Annotated in this window: 18 protein-coding genes; 11 read left to right on the top strand and 7 right to left on the bottom strand. The window is 60.5% G+C overall.

Going from position 1 to position 19,576, the window contains the following annotated elements; all coding sequences use genetic code 11:
• Window positions 1-54 precede the first annotated feature (54 nt).
• On the top strand, window positions 55-366 hold the full coding sequence (locus tag B5X90_RS21830) for a helix-turn-helix domain-containing protein (protein WP_079550116.1): 312 nt from the start codon (window positions 55-57) through the stop codon (window positions 364-366).
• Between the two features lie 363 nt (window positions 367-729).
• The gene (locus B5X90_RS21200; RefSeq protein WP_179129037.1) at window positions 730-1,077 is read left to right on the top strand and encodes a hypothetical protein; all 348 of its coding nucleotides are present in this window, start codon (window positions 730-732) and stop codon (window positions 1,075-1,077) included.
• Here the strand turns inward: B5X90_RS21200 and B5X90_RS03510 are convergent.
• The 6 genes from B5X90_RS03510 to B5X90_RS03485 form a co-directional block, all read right to left on the bottom strand.
• Window positions 1,061-2,512, bottom strand: a complete 1,452-nt coding sequence (locus B5X90_RS03510; RefSeq protein WP_256860036.1) for an aminobutyraldehyde dehydrogenase — start codon at window positions 2,510-2,512, stop codon at window positions 1,061-1,063. The two genes, B5X90_RS21200 and B5X90_RS03510, sit on opposite strands and share 17 nt — an antisense overlap.
• Window positions 2,509-4,011, bottom strand: coding sequence for a GMC family oxidoreductase (locus B5X90_RS03505; RefSeq protein ID WP_179129036.1), 1,503 nt, complete (start codon window positions 4,009-4,011; stop codon window positions 2,509-2,511). Before B5X90_RS03505 ends, B5X90_RS03510 begins: the two co-directional genes overlap by 4 nt.
• Before the next feature lie 4 nt (window positions 4,012-4,015).
• Window positions 4,016-5,491 (bottom strand): APC family permease, encoded by a 1,476-nt coding sequence (locus B5X90_RS03500; protein ID WP_079550113.1) that lies wholly within the window; start codon window positions 5,489-5,491, stop codon window positions 4,016-4,018.
• A gap of 803 nt (window positions 5,492-6,294) precedes the next feature.
• Window positions 6,295-6,702: an acyl-CoA thioesterase gene (locus tag B5X90_RS03495; protein ID WP_179129035.1), complete on the bottom strand. Its 408-nt coding sequence runs from the start codon at window positions 6,700-6,702 to the stop codon at window positions 6,295-6,297.
• Between the two features lie 105 nt (window positions 6,703-6,807).
• The gene (locus tag B5X90_RS03490) at window positions 6,808-8,019 is read right to left on the bottom strand and encodes an NAD(P)/FAD-dependent oxidoreductase (RefSeq protein WP_079550111.1); all 1,212 of its coding nucleotides are present in this window, start codon (window positions 8,017-8,019) and stop codon (window positions 6,808-6,810) included.
• Window positions 8,016-8,807, bottom strand: a complete 792-nt coding sequence (locus B5X90_RS03485) for an aspartate/glutamate racemase family protein (protein ID WP_079550110.1) — start codon at window positions 8,805-8,807, stop codon at window positions 8,016-8,018. The genes B5X90_RS03490 and B5X90_RS03485 overlap by 4 nt, the downstream gene beginning before the upstream one ends.
• Before the next feature lie 306 nt (window positions 8,808-9,113).
• Between B5X90_RS03485 and B5X90_RS03480 the strand changes: the two genes are divergently transcribed.
• Genes B5X90_RS03480 through B5X90_RS03460 form a run of 5 tightly spaced genes read left to right on the top strand, consistent with a single transcriptional unit; the run spans window position 9,114 to window position 13,499 of the window.
• Window positions 9,114-9,584: a MaoC/PaaZ C-terminal domain-containing protein gene (locus tag B5X90_RS03480; protein ID WP_079550109.1), complete on the top strand. Its 471-nt coding sequence runs from the start codon at window positions 9,114-9,116 to the stop codon at window positions 9,582-9,584.
• Complete coding sequence (locus B5X90_RS03475) at window positions 9,584-11,113, top strand: class I adenylate-forming enzyme family protein (protein ID WP_079550108.1); 1,530 nt, start codon at window positions 9,584-9,586, stop codon at window positions 11,111-11,113. The genes B5X90_RS03480 and B5X90_RS03475 overlap by 1 nt, the downstream gene beginning before the upstream one ends.
• On the top strand, window positions 11,110-12,021 hold the full coding sequence (locus tag B5X90_RS03470; protein ID WP_079550107.1) for a nitrilase-related carbon-nitrogen hydrolase: 912 nt from the start codon (window positions 11,110-11,112) through the stop codon (window positions 12,019-12,021). Before B5X90_RS03475 ends, B5X90_RS03470 begins: the two co-directional genes overlap by 4 nt.
• Complete coding sequence (locus B5X90_RS03465) at window positions 12,014-12,466, top strand: acyl-CoA thioesterase (RefSeq protein WP_143264644.1); 453 nt, start codon at window positions 12,014-12,016, stop codon at window positions 12,464-12,466. Before B5X90_RS03470 ends, B5X90_RS03465 begins: the two co-directional genes overlap by 8 nt.
• A complete protein-coding gene (locus B5X90_RS03460; RefSeq protein WP_079550106.1) occupies window positions 12,456-13,499 on the top strand; it encodes an NAD(P)H-dependent flavin oxidoreductase in 1,044 nt (347 codons plus the stop codon). Before B5X90_RS03465 ends, B5X90_RS03460 begins: the two co-directional genes overlap by 11 nt.
• A gap of 114 nt (window positions 13,500-13,613) precedes the next feature.
• On the opposite strand, the gene B5X90_RS03455 is transcribed toward B5X90_RS03460, so the two are convergent.
• The gene (locus B5X90_RS03455) at window positions 13,614-15,281 is read right to left on the bottom strand and encodes a helix-turn-helix domain-containing protein (protein ID WP_079550105.1); all 1,668 of its coding nucleotides are present in this window, start codon (window positions 15,279-15,281) and stop codon (window positions 13,614-13,616) included.
• A 214-nt stretch (window positions 15,282-15,495) separates the two neighbouring features.
• Here B5X90_RS03455 and B5X90_RS03450 point away from each other — a divergent pair, with 214 nt between their 5' ends.
• Genes B5X90_RS03450 through B5X90_RS03435 form a run of 4 tightly spaced genes read left to right on the top strand, consistent with a single transcriptional unit; the run spans window position 15,496 to window position 19,516 of the window.
• Window positions 15,496-16,389, top strand: coding sequence for a citryl-CoA lyase (locus tag B5X90_RS03450; RefSeq protein WP_079550104.1), 894 nt, complete (start codon window positions 15,496-15,498; stop codon window positions 16,387-16,389).
• Window positions 16,374-17,135, top strand: coding sequence for an SDR family NAD(P)-dependent oxidoreductase (locus tag B5X90_RS03445; RefSeq protein ID WP_079550103.1), 762 nt, complete (start codon window positions 16,374-16,376; stop codon window positions 17,133-17,135). Before B5X90_RS03450 ends, B5X90_RS03445 begins: the two co-directional genes overlap by 16 nt.
• A gap of 28 nt (window positions 17,136-17,163) precedes the next feature.
• The gene (locus tag B5X90_RS03440) at window positions 17,164-18,399 is read left to right on the top strand and encodes an NAD(P)/FAD-dependent oxidoreductase (protein ID WP_079550102.1); all 1,236 of its coding nucleotides are present in this window, start codon (window positions 17,164-17,166) and stop codon (window positions 18,397-18,399) included.
• Entirely contained in the window at window positions 18,380-19,516 is a 1,137-nt protein-coding gene (locus B5X90_RS03435) for an acyl-CoA dehydrogenase family protein (RefSeq protein WP_079550101.1), read from the top strand. Before B5X90_RS03440 ends, B5X90_RS03435 begins: the two co-directional genes overlap by 20 nt.
• Window positions 19,517-19,576: the final 60 nt, after the last annotated feature.

The raw sequence follows: 19,576 nt of genomic DNA, 5'->3' as shown, positions 1-19,576 counted from the left end.
GCATGTATCACTAGTAGAGCAGACAAGGCTGACGTTGTCAGTTGACATGGATAAATGCCCACCCGCCCGTACCAGTCCTCCGAGGAGCAGACACGCCGGTGGACTGAACGCAGGGCGATGGTCGGGGCGAGAATACGTGAGCTCCGACTTGAGCAGGATCTCTCCCAGGAAGCATTGGCCCTAGAGTCCGGGTTGAGTCGGAACATGATCATAGGGATCGAGTGGGGCCGCAAGAGCGTGGCTTACGAGCGACTTTGGGATATCGCTGACGTTCTGGATGTTCCAGTGAGCCAGCTTCTGTTGCCACCGGAATCAGCCGCAAAGAACTCCCCATACCGAGGCGGTCGGCGGTCCATGGGCGGGTAGCCCGCAGGGGAATCGCTGCACCCCATGCAAGGGCGCTGTTGGGCCGCGCAGCCTCCCGATCCCTAAGAGCCTGGAGACGGGAATTACGAAGCCTTGTCGACGGGGCTGCGCTCCATTGACGCCCTGAAGTGCGTCATTTGGTCTGAAGGGCCTGGAAGCCCGTGCCGTCACTTTAACGCCGACGACCAAGGCTCACGGCCTGGCCCTGGCCGCCGGCCCCGCACTTCCGCGTGTCTTCGGAGTCGCGGACAGCAGGGATACGCCAGCGCCAATGGAACCTGCCGGAGCGCCTACATGGTCGTGCCGCCTGCGCGGGATTAAGCGTCTTCTGCCCCGAACGGCTCCATCCTAGGGCCGGCGTGCATGGTCGCGCTCAACGACGAGACCGAATGGAACATTGCGCGACAGGGTCACGGAGAACCGGTAAAAGTCGTGCCGAGTGACAAGAACACCGCGGGTTCTGTCGGCAAGGCCTTCGGCGCGAGCAACTGCGACCGCTGCGTTCAGCCTTTCGTGCAGCTGACTTTGATCGTTGACGCTGAAATCAGCAACAATCTGATCTGTATCCAACTTGTTGACTCCCATCGGGATGGTTTCCAGAGCTGTTCCGCGGGTGAGGAAGAGACAAGTTCAGACAAGACTCGTATCTCCCGCCTCACCCGCGGCCTGCGCCTGGTCGCTGGATTCGGGAACGTTAGTCGATACTCGTGATCATTACGTGCTTGACCTGGGAGTATTCGTCGATGGAATGCGAGGACAGTTCCTTGCCGTAACCCGATTCGCCGAAGCCGCCGAATGGCATCTCAGGAACTGTGGTTAGGTGTCCGTTGATCCAGACAGTTCCAAAGTTCAGGTCTCGCATGAACCGCATAGTCCGCTTGAGGCTGGACGTCCAGACGCTCGCAGAAAGGCCGTACGGCACACCGTTGGCAAAGCGAAGCATCTCGTCGTCGGATGTGGCCTTTTGGATGGTGACTACTGGCCCAAAGACTTCCTTTTGGACGAGTTCGCTGTCCTGGTCAACGTCTGTGATGACGGTCAACGGAAGGAAGAAGCCCGGGCGGTCCAGTCGCTGTCCGCCGGCGCGTACGCGGGCCGGGGTCGTCTTGGCGCGGTCAAGGAACCCGAGTACGCGGTCGAGTTGGCGCTCCGATACCACGGGGCCAATCTGAGTTGCCGAATCCGCGGGATCCCCCACAACAACGTTCCCCACGCGATTTAGGAATTTCTCAAGGAACGCGTCATAAACCTTTTCATGGACGATGATCCGGCAGGCAGCGGTGCAGTCCTGTCCGCTGTTAGCAAATGCCGCTAGGGACAGCTGGTCTGCTGTGTGGTCGAGGTTCGCATCGTCGAAGACCAAAACGGGCGCTTTGCCGCCCAGCTCTAGGTGAACGCGTTTGAGGGAATCGGCGGCCCCTGTCGCGATCTTTTTTCCGGTCCCTGTGTCACCGGTGAGGGAAACAAGCCCAATATCTGGATGGTTGACGATAGCAGCGCCCGTTGATCCGTCGCCCAGGACGACATTGAAGACCCCGGCAGGGAAGATATCCTCGGCCAATCGTGCCAGCATGACTGTTGTCACGGGAGTCATCTCGGAGGGCTTGAGCACCACGGTGTTGCCGGCAGCCAATGCGGGGCCAATCTTCCACACGGCTTCCAGCAGCGGATAGTTCCAAGGGGTGATAAGTCCGACGACGCCTATTGGCTGGCGCAGGACAAGCGACGTGCTGCCGCGCTCGTATTCGGCCGTCGCCGTCCCTTCGCTGACGCGGACGGCACCGGCGTAGAAACGGATGAGATCAACGATCAGGGGCAGCTCTTCCTGGGCGTTGGCGATGGGTTTCCCGACGTTTCGGGACTCGAGCAGGGCAAGCTCGTCGGAGGCTTCCTCAACCTTGTCGGCGAGTTTGAGTAAGTACTGTGCCCTTTCCTTCGGGGTGGTGAGGCGCCATTCCGCGAAGGCCTCCCGCGCAGCGGCAACCGCGCGGTCGACGACAGCGGGGGATGCTATAGGCCCGCGTGATACTTCTTTTCCGTTGCTCGGGTCGATGAGCGGGAATGACTCTGCTCGCTGGCCGTCGAGCCACTGGCCGTTGACGAAGTGCTGGAGTTGCATGTCGGTGAGAGTTGCTTCTGCTGTCATCGGTTGTCTTCCTTGATGAGGTCGGCAGCCTTGGCGCCGACCATGACCACTGTCATGTTGGGGTTGACCCTAACTAGTTCCGGGAAGATTGAGGCGTCGGCCAGCCGGAGGCCTTCGATTCCTCGGACCCGGAGGCGGGGGTCAACGACAGCTTCCACGTCGTCGGCTGCACCCATCTTGCACGTGGCACTGGGGTGGTAGACCGTGTTGGAATATCGGCGGGCATAGGCGCCGAGCTCTTCGTCGGACTGCACGTCAGGTCCAGGGGAGACTTCCCGAACGATCCAGTCCTTGAGGGCGCTGGTCTTTGCGAGCTTCCGTCCGAGCCTGATTCCCTCCACGAGGAGCTTTTCATCGCGGCCTTCGGGATCGGTGAAGTACCGAGGATCGATCAGGGGTTTGTCCTTCGGGTTGGCCGATGCGAGACGGACCGTCCCCTTGCTTGCCGGGCGGGCAACGTTGGGTGCGAACGTAAAGGCACGCTCGGGCCTGGGCAGGTCATCGAAGGGAGGCTCATGCAGCCAGTAGCTGAAATGCCCGATGGTGACCTGAATATTGAATTCCCCTTCGCCCAGTACGTCAGCGTAGAAGCCCAGGTCCAGCCCGTTGATGCTTTCGCCAGGTTCCTTTGCGGATTCCCAGGTCAGCGGCGTTTCAATATGGTCAGAGAGGTTGGATCCGACGCCCGGGAGATCCAAGACGACTTCGATGCCGTGTTCCTTTAGGTGCTCGGCGGGCCCAATGCCGGAGAGCATGAGCAGCTTGGGGGTGTCGATGGCACCGGCCGAGATGATGACTTCCTTGGAGGCCCGGAATGTCCCATGGTCAGTTTCGATCCCCACGGCACGCCCGTCCTGGACAAGAATGCGATGTGCAAGGGTCTCCAGCTGAAGAGTCAGGTTGGACGGCAGTTCAGAGGTGGGGTAAAGGTAGGCGACGGCTGTCGAGACTCGGACGCCGAATTCTTCGTTGAGGGAGACCCAGGAGATGCCGTCTGCGTAATCTCCCACAGTGTTGTCGATCGTTTTGAAGCCCTCTTCATTGGCCGCTTCGATCCAAGCCTTCGACAGTTCGGCGTTCTGGGTGACAGGGTGAACCCTCATCTCTGGGAAGACCTGGTCGAAGTATTTAGCTGTTCCGGCCGCGTCCCAGCCGGTTGCGCCAAGGCTGCTCCAGCGGTTCATGTCTTCGTCCGGCGCCCGCAACGCCCAGCAGTCATTGTGTGAGCTGCATCCGCCAAGCATTTTCGCCCTGCTGATGCGGAGCAGGGAGTTTCCGCGTTCTTGTTCGACAAGGGGGTAATCGTAGTCATACTTCGGGTTGCCGACCAAGGCAAGAGATTCCTTCAGCAGGAGTACCTTGGGATCGTGTTCGAAGGCCGCGCCTCCTTCAATCAGGCATACGCTCACCGTTTCGTCGTCGGCGAGACGTCTGGCCAGAACGGCCCCGGCGCTGCCGCCTCCAACGATGATGTAATCGAATTCAGTCTGGTCTTTCACTGAGTTACTGCCTTCCAATGCGTTGGTACACGTTCGGGTTCTTCCGCCGCAGGATTTCTGCTGTGACGACGCCAATGACAAAGATGAGCAATGACGATAGAAGCATGATGTTCGCCAGCAGCTGCGATCCGCCAATAAGGGAGGGGAAGTTGATAATGCCCAGCACTACCATGACTGCAAGCGCCGCGAATGCGATGGACGGTGCGATGGACGATTTCCACTTGGAAAGCCCAGGCTCGGGGTTCTTCCTGAAGTAGAAGACCGCCGCCAGGCTGGTCAGCGTCATGGCCACCATGATCGTAAACGCAGCCGCTCCTGCAAACCACGCGTATATCTCTTCGGCCGTGAGTCCGACAACGACGAGGAATCCAGTGAGGATCAGGAAGGTGAAGCTCACGGTCATTGAGGCACGGTGGGGTGACTGAAACCTGGGGTGTGCCTTGCCCAGAGTGGCGGGGAGGATGCCGTCAACTGCCAGCGACCAGGTGTATCGGGTCGTGACGTTTTGAATCGCGAGGTGAGCCGCCAGGATGCTGGTGACGAGCAGGAGGTTGGCAGCATCACTTAGGAGGGGGCCGCCAAATTGTGTTGCTACTGCGAAGAAGGCACCGGCCGGATCTTCAGTGGCACGGTCGAGTGCGTTCGAGGTTCCCAGCCCTGTAATGAGCGCCCAGGACGTGATGGTGTAAAAAATCCCGATGAGTAAGACGGTGATCTTAGTGGCCCGCGGGATCGTCTTGTTCGGATTACGGGTTTCTTCCCGGTAGATCGCTGTCGCCTCGAAGCCCGTAAAGAGGGCCACGCCGAACACGAGCGCAATGCCGAGGTGACCCGAGGTGAAAGCGGCCGGTGTGAAGGGCTCAAACGAAATTCCCGTGGCGCCACCTTGGCTGAACACGGCGATGTCGAAGGCAACAACGACAACAACCTCGCAGACCAGGAGAATACCGAGAACCTTGGCGGAGACGTCGACCCTAAAGTAGGCCAGGGTTCCGACAAGGACCCAAAACATCAGCGAAAATACCCACCACGGGATGTCTGGTCCGCCGTGGCTGACGACAAACCCCTGAACCGCCAGCCCCGCAAAACCGTAGAAGCCCACCCCGATCGCCACATAGGATGCCAGGATAAGGAAGGACGATCCCAAGCCCATGCGCCGGCCAAGGCCAGCGGTGATGTATGCATAAAATGCCCCAGGGTTGGGAACGGACCTGGTCATGGCACCGTAGCCCACTGAGAACAGCAGGAGGACGGCCATGACGGCGATGAACGTACCGGGCGCGCCGATACCGTTGCCGGCGGCGATGATGATGGTGATGTAGCCCGCAGTGCCAGCCAGGGGGCCAGCGAAGGCCAGCGCGGCGAGAACCAGGTCTGCTGTTCCGAGGTGTCCTACAAGACCTTGGCCCGTCCTTTTTACCCCGGGAGGTGACTGGCTCAAGCCGTCGTCACCGCTTTCGATTACTTCAGTACTGCTCATCGAGCTTCTCCAAACGTTATACAAGATGCCTCAGTCTGCAGGCGGGGGAATATGATCGTCCGACTGCCTACCAGTAGTTTTTGAAACGCGAAGGCTGTGCGGTGTGCGAAGTGGAAACTCATCGTTTCAGCGTCCCTCCGCTATTTCTCCAAACACCGTGTTGTCTGGATCAACTATTCGAGACTATGACCTGAGTCATATCGCCTCCATTGGAAGAATTACGAATCGGCACGGAAACTGTGGGGGCCGTCCTAAATCCGATGTCACGTCATCACCGACACTCTCGTGAAGTGCTCCCGCCGAGCCCACTACCTCGGGACGGGTCCGCGCGAACCGCAGCCGGTCAAGGTCGTCAATGACCTTGTTGACTGCTTGCGTCCGCGTCAACGCCGCCCGCTTTCGCGCCGTGCGGGAGGTCTTGTTCGCGTCCGGATAGTCGCGGCGGACCTTCCGCCGGCCGCCCGGGGGCGCCTTTGAGCCCGGGATTGCCAGAGGGTCGTGGAAGACAACCACGGAACTTTTTGGTGCCTCTTCGGGCGAAAGAAAACTCAAGTCTCCTCCTTCTTCAACGCTGTGGAGCTCTGGAGAGCGCACCTTGGAAGAAGGTGCCTCCTGTAATGCCGCGGTTGTCTCGGAAGCGGGCACAGATGCCTTTGGGACTGCCGACTGTTTTCCGGGCAACAGGGGTTCTTGAAGAAGCCGGGCTCCGCCGGTGCGCGTGCCCTCTTCACGAGACGCGTCATCATTGAGGTCTCTGGCTTCGTTCCAAACGCGCGCTCATAGTTCCAGGTCGAGTGCCGGACCTAGCCAGCCATTTCCCCGCGAAGCTCCGGCGGCAAGCCTGCGGATGCGAAAGTTCCGTCGTGGGCTATTTTGACCCAGACATGTCGGGTTTCCACTGTGGACGCTGTATCGTCGCCGCTGAGGACGCTCGTGCCAAAAGTGAAAGAGGACTCGCCGACGTCTGCAACCCAAGAATCGAGCCTGACGACGTCGTCCTGACGGATGGAGGTCGTGTACGTTGCTGAGCAGTTCACTACGGGGAGACCGAACCCTGAAGCAAGAAGCTCGCTCAGGGGTTTGTATCTAAGCGCGAGCCATTCGGAGAAATTGTATTCGTGCCACCGGAATACAGCAGGAAAGTAAATGACCCTGGCTGCATCTACATCCCCGAGGGCCACCCGGAGCTTCCGGCTGTGTACGACGTTCACAGGCTGGTCCATTTCTCTTGGGAGGCGCAGCGGGATTGTCACCGCAGGCGGTGGTGTTGGCCGCTGCCGACTGGACGCGACCAACACCACCGCGGGTCGTTCAACTCACCAGTGAACAGTGGCGCCTGGGATGACCGGGTCCAGTTCGCGGTTCCAGCGTACTTCCGTCATGTCAATCTCAGGCTCGGTTTCCGTGAGTAGCTGGCTTATGAGTTTTCCGGTCATCGGTCCGGCCGAATTGCCGAACACATGTCCGGCCGCCATGATGAGCCCCGGCGCAATTTCGTCAATCACCGGGACCAGATCCGATGTAAAGGGCAGCACTCCTGCCCAGACGCGGTCGATGCCCGCTTTTTTGAGGCCGGGGAAGTCCGTGATGATGTCGTCGGCGATGGCCTTGAGGCCATCGAGTGTCGGGAACAGGTCGACCTCAGAGGGGTAATCCATGGGACATCCGATCAGGATCTCACCGTTGGCCCGCTGTGAGGCGAGGGTCAGCATTTCATAGCCGGACTCTTCTTCGATCTTGCTGCGGAAGAGGGCGTCGTCCCAGCTCGGGAGGTTGCGAAAGAGGCCATATGCCTTCGCCGCGGTCGGGCCGTAGACCACTGGCTTGATCTGCATGGGCAACGGTTTGGTTGCCATGACCTGGAGGCGTTCGCGCCCGATCGGGACCTCCAGACCGCTAGCCCGCATCAGTTTTTCGGTCCATGCACCGGATGCGATGACGACCTTGTCGGCGAAGAAGTTACCCTCATTGGTTTCGACGCCCATGATACGGCCGCCGGAGAAGATGAGCTTGGAGACAGTGATACCTTCACGGAGGTCGGCTCCGTGGGCCCGAGCTCCCGCGGCGAGTGCGGCCACCACAGTCGGCGTGTTGATCTGCGCGTCTTCGGCGCAGTAGCTGGCTCCGACGACGTCCTCACGGATCGGGCCAACCAGGTCACGGACCTCCTTGTTCCCGAGCAGTGTCATGTCGAGACCGTCGGCCTGCCGGGCGGCCACGAATTCCTTGAAGATAGGAGCCTGGCGTTCGTCATGGAAGTAGATGAGCCCGCCGTCGGCCCGGAATTCGAAGGGAACCGGCAGGTCGTTGCGGAGTTCGTCGTAGAGGGCGCGGCCCTTCTTGGAGACGTTGAGTGCCCAGCCTGGGTTTCGGCAGTGGAGCCACACGAACCCTGGGTTGCGGCCTGAGGCGCCAAAGCCGATGCTCTTCTGTTCTAGCAATGTGACGTTCAGGCCCTCTCGGGCAGAGAAGTATGCACTGGAGGTGCCGACGAGGCCCCCTCCGACAATAAGAACTGAGCTGGTCATGACTGGATCCTTTCCGCGACGGGAAGCTGGAAGAAATGGGCGTTATCGGCGGCTTCGACAGGATCGTGGTCCTGTAGATTCTGATAGTAGGCGGCCCGCGAGATCCGGTACTGACCCGCCTTATTCATGTCAACGAACATCTCTGCTGACTTAATCGCAATGAGATTGGGATTGATGACGGACAGCTCGCCCAGCTTCTTGTTTCCTCGCTGATAGGCAAGCTCGTAGCAGGCTGAAACGATGGTGCAGCCGATTATTACTGTCTCCGCACCGGTGCGGGCCATGATGTCCTGGACATGCTGATACGTTTCGTCGGCCACGGCCATGGGGTCTTTGATCATGTCATCGACGAACCACCCGACGGCCTCTACTGACAGGCAATTGGCGTCCGTCCCATAGACACGAAGGCGATCCAACAGCTCCGGCACGGCTTTATGGTGGTCGGTCACGATGGCGTACCGGTGCCCGAACATGCGGGCTACGGCCGTAGACGACTCCAGGGGTCCGATGACCGGAATATTGACCAGTTCGCGCACTTCGGTGAGCGCCGGGTCGTAAAGACAGCCGATAACTATGGCATCGAAACCTGCTTCTTCGGCGGCCTTCGCTGCCTTGAGGATTTCTACCTGGACAACCTGCTTCGGCGCGAAGTAGTCAAGGTTCCGTGGCCCCGCTGTCAGATGCCAGACTTCAAGCTCCGTGCTGGCCCGCAGCGACGCGCTCAAAACCTCCTTGATGATTCCGTCATACTTGTCGGTCCCAAAAGGGTTGAGGAAGCAGATTCGCATTTTGACTCCGTTCTAAGGACGTTCGTGGTCTTCCTGAAACAGACACTACGAGACGCAGCACACGGAAGGAATCGTAAAGATTCCAAGAAAGTGGCCCAATGTTCATTAGCGCTCCAATTCAGAGCAGGGTGGCTGAGTGGTGAGCTTATGGGGTGAGGATTTTGGAATCCTGATGAATAAGGTCGAAGCCTTTGAGTGGATAGCCAATGGATGCAGTGGCGATTCTGGTTCACCATGGCACTAGACATATACGCGAGTGCGGTCCTTTCAGGAAGCACTACTAACTGGAACTGAGGACACAACCCAATGACGACCGCTCAAGTAACGAACTCTGCCGGCCTGTATTTTGACAACTTTGAGATCGGCCAGGCATGGACCAGCCCCGCCCGCACGATCACTGAAGCCGACGTGGTGATGTTTGCCGGGATTTCCGGTGACTTCAACCCGCTGCATACCGATGAGGAGTTTTCAAAGCAAACACAGTTCGGTGGCAGGATTTTCCACGGTCCGGGCGTCTTCGCCGTTGCGACCGGACTGGAATCCCGGCTCGGCATCAAGGAAGGGACAGCCATTGCGTTCCTGGGCATGACCTGGAACCTGAAAGGCCCCGTGCGGATCGGCGACACAATCCATGTCGAGCAAAGTGTGGCGACCAAGAAGCCATCTTCGTCCAAACCCGACCGAGGCATTGTCACCTTTGATGTTTCGGTAGTAAACCAGGACGGCGAAGTGTGCCAGGACGGCCAGTGGGTCGTGATGTTCAAGCGGGGCGCCTGATGACACCGAAGACCTTCCCTGACCGACTGCGGGCGCTGGCCGCCCGGCATCCGGAACGAACAGCACTGACCCAGGAAGGGTTGTCCGTGAGTTATGCGGAACTCGACCAAGCCGCTGACCGTTTGGCCCAAAATCTGGCAGCAGCCGGAGCAAAGGCCGGCACGCGTGTGATTCTGATGGCCGATAACTCCGCAGCGTACCTTGCCGCGGCTGTGGCGATCTGGCGAACGGGCGCTGTGCTCACCACCCTTTACGCGTCTTCCTTGCCGGATGAGGTGGCCTATGCCTTCGAGAACTCCGGGGCAACCCTGGTGGTGGCGGATTCACGCGCAGCAGCGCTTGTTCGCCGGATTGAAGAGCACCCGCCCGTTCAGGTTCTCGATGACGGCGAGCTTTACGGCCCGTCTGCCAAGGTCCAGATCAAACCCTTTACCCCGAATGCAGAAGTTGATCCGGCAGCGCTGGCCCTGATCTGCTACACATCCGGATCGACGGCGCGACCGAAAGCGGTCATGCATTCCCACGCCGGGCTCCTCGACGCAGCCGACGCTTATGCTGCCGTATGGCATCTCTCAGCGTCTGACAGGACGATCGTCTGTCTGCCCATGGCATGGGCCTTCGGCCTCGTGACCACGTCGATGGCGACTCTAGTCTCCAGCGGGGAAGTACTTGTTTTGGCCCGCACCAAGCCGGATCTCATTATCGATGCCGTATCCCGGCTGAGGGGGACGTTCCTGGCCGGTGTCACAACGATGTTCGTTAAACTCGCCGAGCGCCTAGAAGAAGTGGCGGTCAAACCGGATATGAGTTCGCTTCGGCTGTGCATTTCCGGCGGCGAACCGCGCAACGAGCCGGTATTCGCCCGCTGGACCGCTCTCACGGGCTGCCCGGTCCATGATGTTTACGCCGCCTCCGAGTGTTTCCCCGCCGTGACTTACGATCCTCACCAGGACCCGGCACCGGTGCCGGGCTCTTCCGGCAAAGTGGCGCCGGGAGCGCAGATGCGCATCGTCGACGTCTCAGGGAACGACGTTCCCCCCGGTCAAGCCGGGGAGGCACTCTGGCAGGGTCCCGCTCTTTTCCTCGGTTATTGGAAGGATCCTGACCAGACACGAAAGGTTCTCACGGCAGACGGATGGTACCGTACCAGCGACCTGGTCAGAGTCGATGAGCGAGGCTACGTCTTTGTTCAAGGCAGGCTGTCGGACATGATCATACGAGGAGGCAGCAATGTCTCACCGGCCGAGGTCGAAGGTGTTCTGAACGCCCATCCCTCCATCCGGTCCGCCGCCGTTGTTGGCCTTCCGGACGAACACTATGGCGAGCAGGTCGTTGCGGCCGTGATCCTGCAGCCAGGAATGCGGCTAGACGCTGAGGATCTGCGCAGTTACTGCGCCTCCCGGTTGGCCGGGTACAAAGTGCCCGGCGAATTCATCCCCGTCGATTCCCTCCCGGTTAATGCGCGCACGGAAAAAGTGGACCGCCGCGCCCTCAAGGTCCGACTCTTCAAGGAAGGAAGTCTCGCATGAGTACCCTGCGTATCGCCAGCACTCAATTCGAGCTGCGGGCCGAATCATCGCTGGATACGTTCGCGCAACACGTCAATGGCATAGTTGCCGCCGCAGCGGCCGACGGGGCTCAGCTCGTGCTGTTGCCGGAACTTGTGACGACCGGTCTTCTTGCCAGCCACCGGAACTCAGCAGAACTGGATGCAGCACACATCGGAGACGTGTACCGAACGCTTTTTCCGCTCATCGCGGACCACTATGTCGACCTGATGAGCTCAATTGCGAAAAGGCATAACATCATCATCGGCGGTGCAAGCAACATCCGCCGGCTGCCGGATGACAGCCTTCGCAACACGGCCTACCTTTTCCATCCGAACGGCAACGTCGACTCTCAGGACAAACTTCACCTGACACCGCCGGAACGTGCGATGGGCATTACCGCCGGCGACACCGTCACGACCGTCGAGATCGAGGGATTCACCGTTGCGCTGCAGATCTGCGCCGATATCGAGTTCCCTGAGGTCAGCCGACATCTCGCTCTTGAGGGGACCAATCTGATCCTGGCCCCTTCCCTGACGTGGAACAGCAGAGGCGCAAACCGCGTCCGATACGGCGCCCACGCCCGGGCCATGGAAAACCAGCTGTACGTCGCTGTGTCACCGCTGGTCGGTTCGAACGGTATCCCGCAAGGAGCAGCCCTGCACTGCACCGGCTACGCCATGGTAACAACTCCGCTGGACCGCACGTTCGGCATCAACGACGGCGTCCTGGCTGCCCACGAAGATAATCGACGCGAGGGCTTCATCATTGCCGACCTGGACCTCGCGCTGGTCGAGGCATCACGGGCGAACCCGGAGCCGCCGGGCCTGAAGTATGTGAGGTCCGATTTCTACGAAGCTCTGCGTTCAGGGGAGTCACTGCGTGCCTGAGACAACGTTCGTCAACAGACTCCGGGTCAGGTACCACGAAACCGACCCCCAGCGGTTTGTCTTCAACTCCCGTTACCTTGAATATGCGGATGTATCCATGGCCGAGTACTTCAGAGATCTTGGCTGGAGCTATCCCGAACTCTTGGACCTGGACTTCGATCCGTCCGTGGTGAGGACGGCGATCAACTATTTGCGGCCCATCTACCTCGATGACCTCATGGACATTGAAGTCTGCTGTACGAGGGTCGGAACGTCGAGTTTCACGCTCGCGTTCTCCTTCATGGTCGCCGGCGAGCAGGCCTGCAACATCGAGAGCGTTTACGTCAATGTGAACCCAGTGACCGGTACGTCACGACCCATCCCCGAGGCCATAGCCCAACGAATTCAGGCCTCCAGACTGCAGCCAGTATCGGCGGCCGGAGAAGTGGAAACCAATGAAAACTGATATCACCGAACTCCTCGGTATCGAGCACCCTGTTCTGTCTGCGGGTATGGCCAGGGTTTCCCAGGCCGATCTGGTGGTTGCGGTCAGCAACGCCGGCGGTATGGGATGCCTGGGAGGTGTCAGCTTCATGCCGCCGGAACTGCAGGCGGAGATCAGAAACATCAAATCACGTTGCAGCAAACCCTTCGCCGTGAACCTGCTGCTTCCGGACGTCCTTACCTCAGATGAGGACTCCGGCTGGGCGCCCGTGCGGGAGCTGTGGGACAGCCTATCTAGCGCCGACCGGGCGAAGCTGAAAGGCGTGGAAGCCCTTCTTACCAAAGGAGCTGTCCGGGACCAGATTGAGGTGGTAATTGACGAGGCGCCGGCCGTCATCATCCTGACCTTCGCCACGCCCAGAGACTTCATCGCCCGGTGTCACAGCCGGGGCATCCTCGTCGGTGCTCTGACCGGATCCATCGGCGGAGCACGAAAAGCCGAGGAGGCCGGGGCCGACTTCGTCATCGGGCAGGGAACGGAAGGCGGCGGACACACCGGCCATGTCGGCACGATGGCGCTGATACCAGGCATCGTCGATGCGGTGTCCATTCCGGTGCTGGCAGCCGGAGGTATCAGTGATGGCCGCGGACTTGCTGCCGCACTGGCGCTGGGTGCCTCCGGCGTCTGGATGGGAACGAGGTTCATCGCATCGGAGGAGGCCTACGGGCACGACGCCTTCAAGCAACGGGTTGTCGATGGCCAGAGTAAGGACACCGTCCTTACTCGGTCGTATACGGGCAAACCTCTCCGTGCTTTCCGCAACGACTGGACCGCGGCGTGGGAAGACCGGACCGGGGAAATCCAAGGGTTCCCGGGTCAATATGCGGTAGCTGGACCGCTCGTGGAGACCGGCTACCAGGATGGAGACATGGCCCAGGGGATGATGCCGGCCGGACAGGGCATCCAGACAGTGACCGAGATTCTTCCGGCGGGCCGTATCGTGACCGACATGGTCGCCCAAGCCGAATCTCTCTTGAAGCGTCTGGCACGTTAGGACAGAGGCTGTCGCTGGGCCGTCCGAGGAACTATCCTTGGCCGGCCCACTTGCGTCTCTGCTGCGGGAGGCACAGAGCCACCGCGCCTTATCCGTGACACACCAGAACGCGCTTTACTCCGGGAGCACGGCGCCGAGACCCGAGGGGGAAGGAGCACGCCCAGGAGACTCGAGGGGACTCTCGACGGCCGCGGCATTTCTTGCCACGGCTCCGCCCACGGCTTCGAGCACGCGCGGACGGACGGTCCTGGAATCGTCTCGGGCGCCCTCTGCCATCAGTGCCAACTGAACGGCCGCTATGGTCTCGGGCGATCGCAAGGAACCGCCCACGATCTCCTCAATCTTCTGGATGCGGTAACGCAGGGAGTTGTGGTGAATGTGCAGGGCCCGGGCCGCCGCCATGACGTCCAGTTCCGCCTCAAAGAACGCCTGGAGCGCCTCCAACAGAATCGGCTTGGACTTAATAGGTCCGATGATGCCGGCCGACCACTCAGCCATGCGTTCGATCCCGACGTGGGCCAGCAAACGCGTTGTGAATTCAAACTCGTCATAGGTGAACAGGCGGGCGCCGCGCAGCCGACGCGCCTGCTGGAGCGCGAGGATCGCGTCATGATGAGACGTCCGCACATCGCGGACGTGTCCGATAGCCCGGCCCATGCCGATCAGCAGCCCCTTGTCCTCATTGAGAAGCCTCCCCAAGGCCGCTTCTCTGACTTTTGAGTCAGCTTCAACCAGCACAACGGTTCCGGTGGCTCGATGGCTAACCAGCAGCGCATCCGCATCCTGGCCGAAGGCTTTGACCACGCGTTCTGCCAACGGAACCGCCGCCGCTGTCCCCTTCGACTCCGGGCCGAATCGGACAAGGTCCAACACACGCACTTCCCTGGCAAAACTAACGCCGAGCGCCGATACCCGCTCAGCAAGTGTTTCGGGATTGTCGTGTGGCTCCAGCTCCAACAGCTGGCTAAGGATCGAGCTCCGAACAGCGCGGTCCTGGTTGTCAACCAGAACGTCGATGCGGTCCGCCGCATCGATCAGAGAGGCGGTGACACGCGCAGCGGCTCGGACAAACGAATTCACGAACTGCTCCCGGCGGCTACCTACGATAAGCCATCTGACCGGCTTCGCCAGGGACTCCTCGAGACGGATGGCCAAGGCATTCCAACCGGAGACGTTCAGTTCCAACTCGGGAAAGGAGGAGCCAGCGATCTCGTCCCGCAGCAGTTTGAAGGGAAGCACCCCCTCGGACACTTCAACATCGCCCAGGGGCGATGTCATGCCGGCAGCGGCCCCGCACAGCTTGGCAAGGCGACCCAGGAGCGCGCTCACCGTTTCGTGGGGGCCGAGCGCTGCCACCAACGACTGCTGCATGGTCAGCATCTTGTTGAACCTCACAGCATCCGGGCTGGACTGGAACCGGTTTACCGTATCTATGAGATCTGCAAACCGGGTCGTCTGGGGGACTTCCAACACCGGGATCTGCCGCTCAGCCAAGTCCTGGATGAGCCGTGGCCGTGACTCAGGCCGGTAACTTTCCGGCATGGCCACAGCGGCGGCATCGATCTCCACGACTTTTTGAACGAACTTTTCCAAATCCTCGGCTGACCGAGGCATGGAACCAAGAATCAGAACGAGTTCATGTTGCCCGAGGCCATCCATATCCTCGACTTCGACCACGATCTGCGCCGAAGCTATGACTCGTTTACGGTCCGCGGCAGAGACGTTAAGAGGGCGTAACTGCAACGCGGGATGAGTGATGACGTCGGATACTGTGCAGGGCATTGAGTCAGCGGTCACGGGGCCCCCCGAACGATGAAGGGGCAGGCCGGTGAACAGTCTGCCGCAGCACGGAGAGGAACAGGGAGCATGCCCCTAATTCTAATCTTGCGGGCCTCAAAATAGGCGGCCAGGGCTGTAGTGGAAAATACGAAAACCACTGAAGGAAGATGGAAAGTTCACAGTATCCGGCTGGGTAGGCGCGGCATAGGCTTCCCATATGCACGCAAATTCAGCGCCCACGACAGAGGCGAATACCTCGACCGCCGCAGGCCCGGCGATTCTCGCGCAGCCTGCCGCAGACCCGCCCAAATACTGGTCCACCACCGTCAGCCGGGTAACGCCGTCAAAGGTGTACATCCGGGGTTACGACCTTGAGGACATGATCGGCCAGGTGCCGTTCGCAGCGTCAACGTTCCTCTTGCTGCGGGGCAGGCTTCCCACTCCGGCCGAGGCTGGCCTCCTTGACACTGTCCTATCCGCCATCCTCGACTACTCACTTCAAAAGTCAGGAACTGTAGCGGCTCGCTACGTGGCGTCGGCAAACCCCAACATGGCCGCAGCCCTGGCTACCGGCATACTGGGCGTGGGTAAAAACACCATGGACCCCTCCGACACCGCGCGCTTTTGCGTTGACGCCTACGCGCGTTACGAAGCCAGCGACAGGGCACCGGAATTGCTGGCGGCGGAGATCGTGGAGGAACTGCGCGGGAAGAAGCAGCGCATCCCTGGACTGGGCCACCCCACGTTCCGGTACGTGGACCCGCGAGCACAAAAGCTCCGCGACCATGCCGTAGCTGCCGGGGTCTGGGGTCCCAGGGCCGAATTTTTCGAAGAGATTTTCCGGGCGTTTACCCGCCTTCCCGGCAAGGAATCCATCGTTCTGAACGACATTGGCATGATGGCCTTGGTTCTGGTGGAAATGGGTTTCACGCCGGAGGAAACCACCGGGTTGGCGATCCTGTCCACGATTCCAGGCGTCATCGCCCACGTAGCGGAGGAAATCCGCCAGGGACGCCCCATCCGTACCGTTCCCGAAGGAACGGCAGACTACGACTTGTCAGAAAAGAACTTTAACCGGGATTGGAGTGACGCCGGATGGGCCGCAGAGTAGCCATTACAGGAGCGGGCGCGGGCATTGGCCGCGCTATCGCCGCAGGTTTCGCCGCACAGGGAGACAGCGTTTATCTCGGAGACATCTCCGAGGACCGGCTGGCCGAAGCGAAAGCTGCCATCGACGGGGACGTTCACACTGTTCATTTGGACGTCTCCGACTACGAATCAATGGAAGCATTCATCCAACAGGCCTCAGGCACCGATGGCCTGGACGTTCTGGTCAACAACGCCGGTCTGTTCGACGGATACGCCAGCATCGATGAAACGTCTCCGCAGCTGTGGCAGAAGATCATCAACGTAAACCTCACCGGATACTTCAACGGCTGCAAAGCGGCACGAACGGCCATGAGCGGCAAGAACGGCCGCATCATCAACATCGGCTCGGTGGCCGGACAGCATGGTGCCGCAGACGGCCTGGCCTACGCCGCCAGCAAAGCCGGCATCGAGGGCATGACGCGGCGTCTGGCCGTAGATGTGGGCCGGGACGGGATCACGGCCAACGTCGTGGCCCCGGGCGTGACCGCCACGAACATCCGGGCAAATTCGGGCAAGGAACTTGGTAACTTGGTCGACATGAACCGCGGCGTTGGGGCTTCGCCCGAACTAATGGACTTCCTGATCCCCATGAAGCGTTCGGGCCAGCCCGAAGAGGTTGCTGAACTGGTGCTGTTCCTGGCGAGCCCGCACGCGTCGTACATTACAGGTCAGGTCATTCACGTAGACGGAGGATGGCACGCTACCTAGCGGTGCCCCGGAACCAAAGGATCAAAAAATGTTGTTGGACCAGGCGGACATCGTCGTCGTTGGCGGCGGAATAGTCGGACTCTCCACTGCTTATGCTCTGAAGAAACGGGGCTACGACGTCGTACTGGTTGAACAGCGGTTCCTGGCTTTCGGTGCTTCGGGGCGGAACTCGGGCGGTATCTGGGTCCAGTCCATGGCTGCCGGTGCCGAACTGGACCTCGTGCGGAGGGGCGTCGCCATGCTTACCGACTTCGAAAGTGAGATGGGAGCAACATTCGATTTCTCCCGCTCCGGGGGGCAGTTCTTCTTCGAAACGGATGCTCAGCGCGAGGCCCTGAAGCCCTACGTGAGCGACAGGAAAAAGCTGGGCATCTCTGCCGAATTCATCACGGCGGCCGAAGCCAGGGAGGCAGGCCCCGGCGTGCCCGACTCGGCTATCGGTGCGGTCTATTCAGCAGATGACGCCAAGATGAGCACTTCGAAATTCGTGCGCGGACTCGGGCAGGTGGCCCGGCGACTCGGTATCAGGGTCTATGAGAATACTCCTGCACTCAGCCTGATCCGAAGCGGCGACGCCATCACCGGCATCCGTACCGTCCGCGGGCACGTCATGGGCGGCGGTGTCGTCTGGTGCGCCGGACCATGGGCCGCGAACCTCGACGCAGAAGGTATTGAACTGCCGCTGGAACTCGTCCGGGTTGGATTGCTAACCACGCAGCCGATCCGCGCCACGCTACGGTCCATGACGCGGGGCCCGCTCGGGGCGCGGCACGTCAGTGCGCTGAAGGCTCTGCCTGATTTCGATGCCACGGTCTTCGACGCCAGCCCTCCAGAAGCCGGAAAGCCCGGATATGAAGACATCGTCGTCCAGGACGGGGACGGAAATCTCCTCATCGGCCACACGTTGGACGCGGCGAACTCACTGAACCCGCACATCACCATGGAGTCATCGCGCACAATGATCGACACCATCCTGCAACGACGGCCCGAATACGGGGAATTAGGCGTGACCGGCCTCTGGGCCGGCATCGTCGGAAACACCCCGGACCGGCTGCCCATCATCGACAAAGTCGACGGACTCTACATTAACACCGGGCATTCATCGGGGGCGGGTACCGGACCATTTGCCGGAGAGCTGATGGCCCAGCTTGTCACGGGAGAGACGCCCTCAATGCCCCTGGAAACTTTCGCACTGTCCCGCCCAACCCTTTCCACAGGTTTCGACACAGAAAGCACAGACACCTATGCAGGACAACGTATCTGAGGACGACCAGCATTTCCTCGCCGAAATAACCCGCTTCGTCGACGAGGAAGTAATTCCCGCCGCAGACGGACAGGACGCCGCCGAGGAATACCCACTTGTTCTGATCAAGCGCATGAAGGAACTGGGATTCTTCGCGGCAAGCGGACGATCTCTGGTCACGTACTCTCTTGCCCTGGAGGAACTAGCACGCGGGTGGCTCAGCCTGATCCCTGTGGCCAACGCGCATACCTCCTCTGTCTGGACCATCAAGAACCACGGCACGGAGGCGCAGAAGGGCACGTGGCTGGAATCCCTGAAGTCCGGAGAGATCGTTTCCTGCCTCGGACTCTCAGAGCCGCACGCCGGATCAGACCTGCAAAACACCCGTTCCACAGCCCAGCCGAAGGACAACGGATGGGTCATTGACGCCCACAAGACCTACATCACGCACTCGGACCACAGTGACTCGATGATGATCCTCGTCCGCACCGCTCCCTGGGAACCCGGCAACCCGGGCCTTTCCCTGTTCATGCTCCGGCGCGAGGAATGGCACGTGATCCGCAAACTGCCCAAACTTGGCACAAAGGGCATCGAGACCTGCGAGATTGAAGTCAATGCCCTCTACGTACCGCAGGACCGCCTGATCGGCGGCATCCCGGGAAAAGGCTTCGCCCACGTCATGGACGCCCTGGAAGTCGGACGACTTGCCGTTGCGTCCGCCGCCGTGGGCCTGGGACGCAGCGCTCTCTGGAACGCCGTCGAATACACCAAAACCAGGGAGGCCTTCGGAACGGCGGTGGCCAGTATGCCAGCCGTTCAAACCACCTTCGCCGTGCTGGCCAACAAGTTGGCAGCAGCCAAGGCCCTGACGCTGTGGGCGGCCAGCCGCAAGAACGAAGGTGGCCGGCATGATGTCGAGACCTCCGCCGCCAAGGTGGTCGCCGCGGAGGCGGCCGTTGAGATAGCGCTGAAGGCGATGGAACTGGCTGGCGGCAGCGGCTACATCGAAGACAACCGCTTCGCGCGACTGCTGCGCGACGCCACACTTTTCCTAGCGGGCGAAGGCTCCAACGGCGTTCTCAATGCCCTCATCGGGAACAAGACTGCCTCCGGCAGTACCGACCTCAGCTGGATCTGACAATTTTTCGTCCCACTTAGTCCGGAGACCACAATGCCTTTGGCTTTACCCCCTGGCAAA

The sequence above is a fragment of the Arthrobacter sp. 49Tsu3.1M3 genome, from assembly GCF_900168135.1.
Classification (GTDB): domain Bacteria; phylum Actinomycetota; class Actinomycetes; order Actinomycetales; family Micrococcaceae; genus Arthrobacter.
This window is presented reverse-complemented; position numbering and strand designations above follow the sequence as displayed.

Bases quoted from the DNA above. Each gene is read 5' to 3' on its own strand.
- B5X90_RS03435 (WP_079550101.1), top strand. From the start codon at position 18,380: ATGCAGGACAACGTATCTGAGGACGACCAGCATTTCCTCGCCGAAATA.
- B5X90_RS03460 (WP_079550106.1), top strand. From the start codon at position 12,456: ATGAAAACTGATATCACCGAACTCCTCGGTATCGAGCACCCTGTTCTG.
- B5X90_RS03440 (WP_079550102.1), top strand. From the start codon at position 17,164: ATGTTGTTGGACCAGGCGGACATCGTCGTCGTTGGCGGCGGAATAGTC.
- B5X90_RS21200 (WP_179129037.1), top strand. From the start codon at position 730: ATGGTCGCGCTCAACGACGAGACCGAATGGAACATTGCGCGACAGGGT.
- B5X90_RS03485 (WP_079550110.1), bottom strand. From the start codon at position 8,807: ATGCGAATCTGCTTCCTCAACCCTTTTGGGACCGACAAGTATGACGGA.
- B5X90_RS03475 (WP_079550108.1), top strand. From the start codon at position 9,584: ATGACACCGAAGACCTTCCCTGACCGACTGCGGGCGCTGGCCGCCCGG.
- B5X90_RS03445 (WP_079550103.1), top strand. From the start codon at position 16,374: ATGGGCCGCAGAGTAGCCATTACAGGAGCGGGCGCGGGCATTGGCCGC.
- B5X90_RS03510 (WP_256860036.1), bottom strand. From the start codon at position 2,512: ATGACAGCAGAAGCAACTCTCACCGACATGCAACTCCAGCACTTCGTC.
- B5X90_RS03490 (WP_079550111.1), bottom strand. From the start codon at position 8,019: ATGACCAGCTCAGTTCTTATTGTCGGAGGGGGCCTCGTCGGCACCTCC.
- B5X90_RS03500 (WP_079550113.1), bottom strand. From the start codon at position 5,491: ATGAGCAGTACTGAAGTAATCGAAAGCGGTGACGACGGCTTGAGCCAG.
- B5X90_RS03480 (WP_079550109.1), top strand. From the start codon at position 9,114: ATGACGACCGCTCAAGTAACGAACTCTGCCGGCCTGTATTTTGACAAC.
- B5X90_RS03455 (WP_079550105.1), bottom strand. From the start codon at position 15,281: ATGCCCTGCACAGTATCCGACGTCATCACTCATCCCGCGTTGCAGTTA.
- B5X90_RS03470 (WP_079550107.1), top strand. From the start codon at position 11,110: ATGAGTACCCTGCGTATCGCCAGCACTCAATTCGAGCTGCGGGCCGAA.
- B5X90_RS21830 (WP_079550116.1), top strand. From the start codon at position 55: ATGCCCACCCGCCCGTACCAGTCCTCCGAGGAGCAGACACGCCGGTGG.
- B5X90_RS03450 (WP_079550104.1), top strand. From the start codon at position 15,496: ATGCACGCAAATTCAGCGCCCACGACAGAGGCGAATACCTCGACCGCC.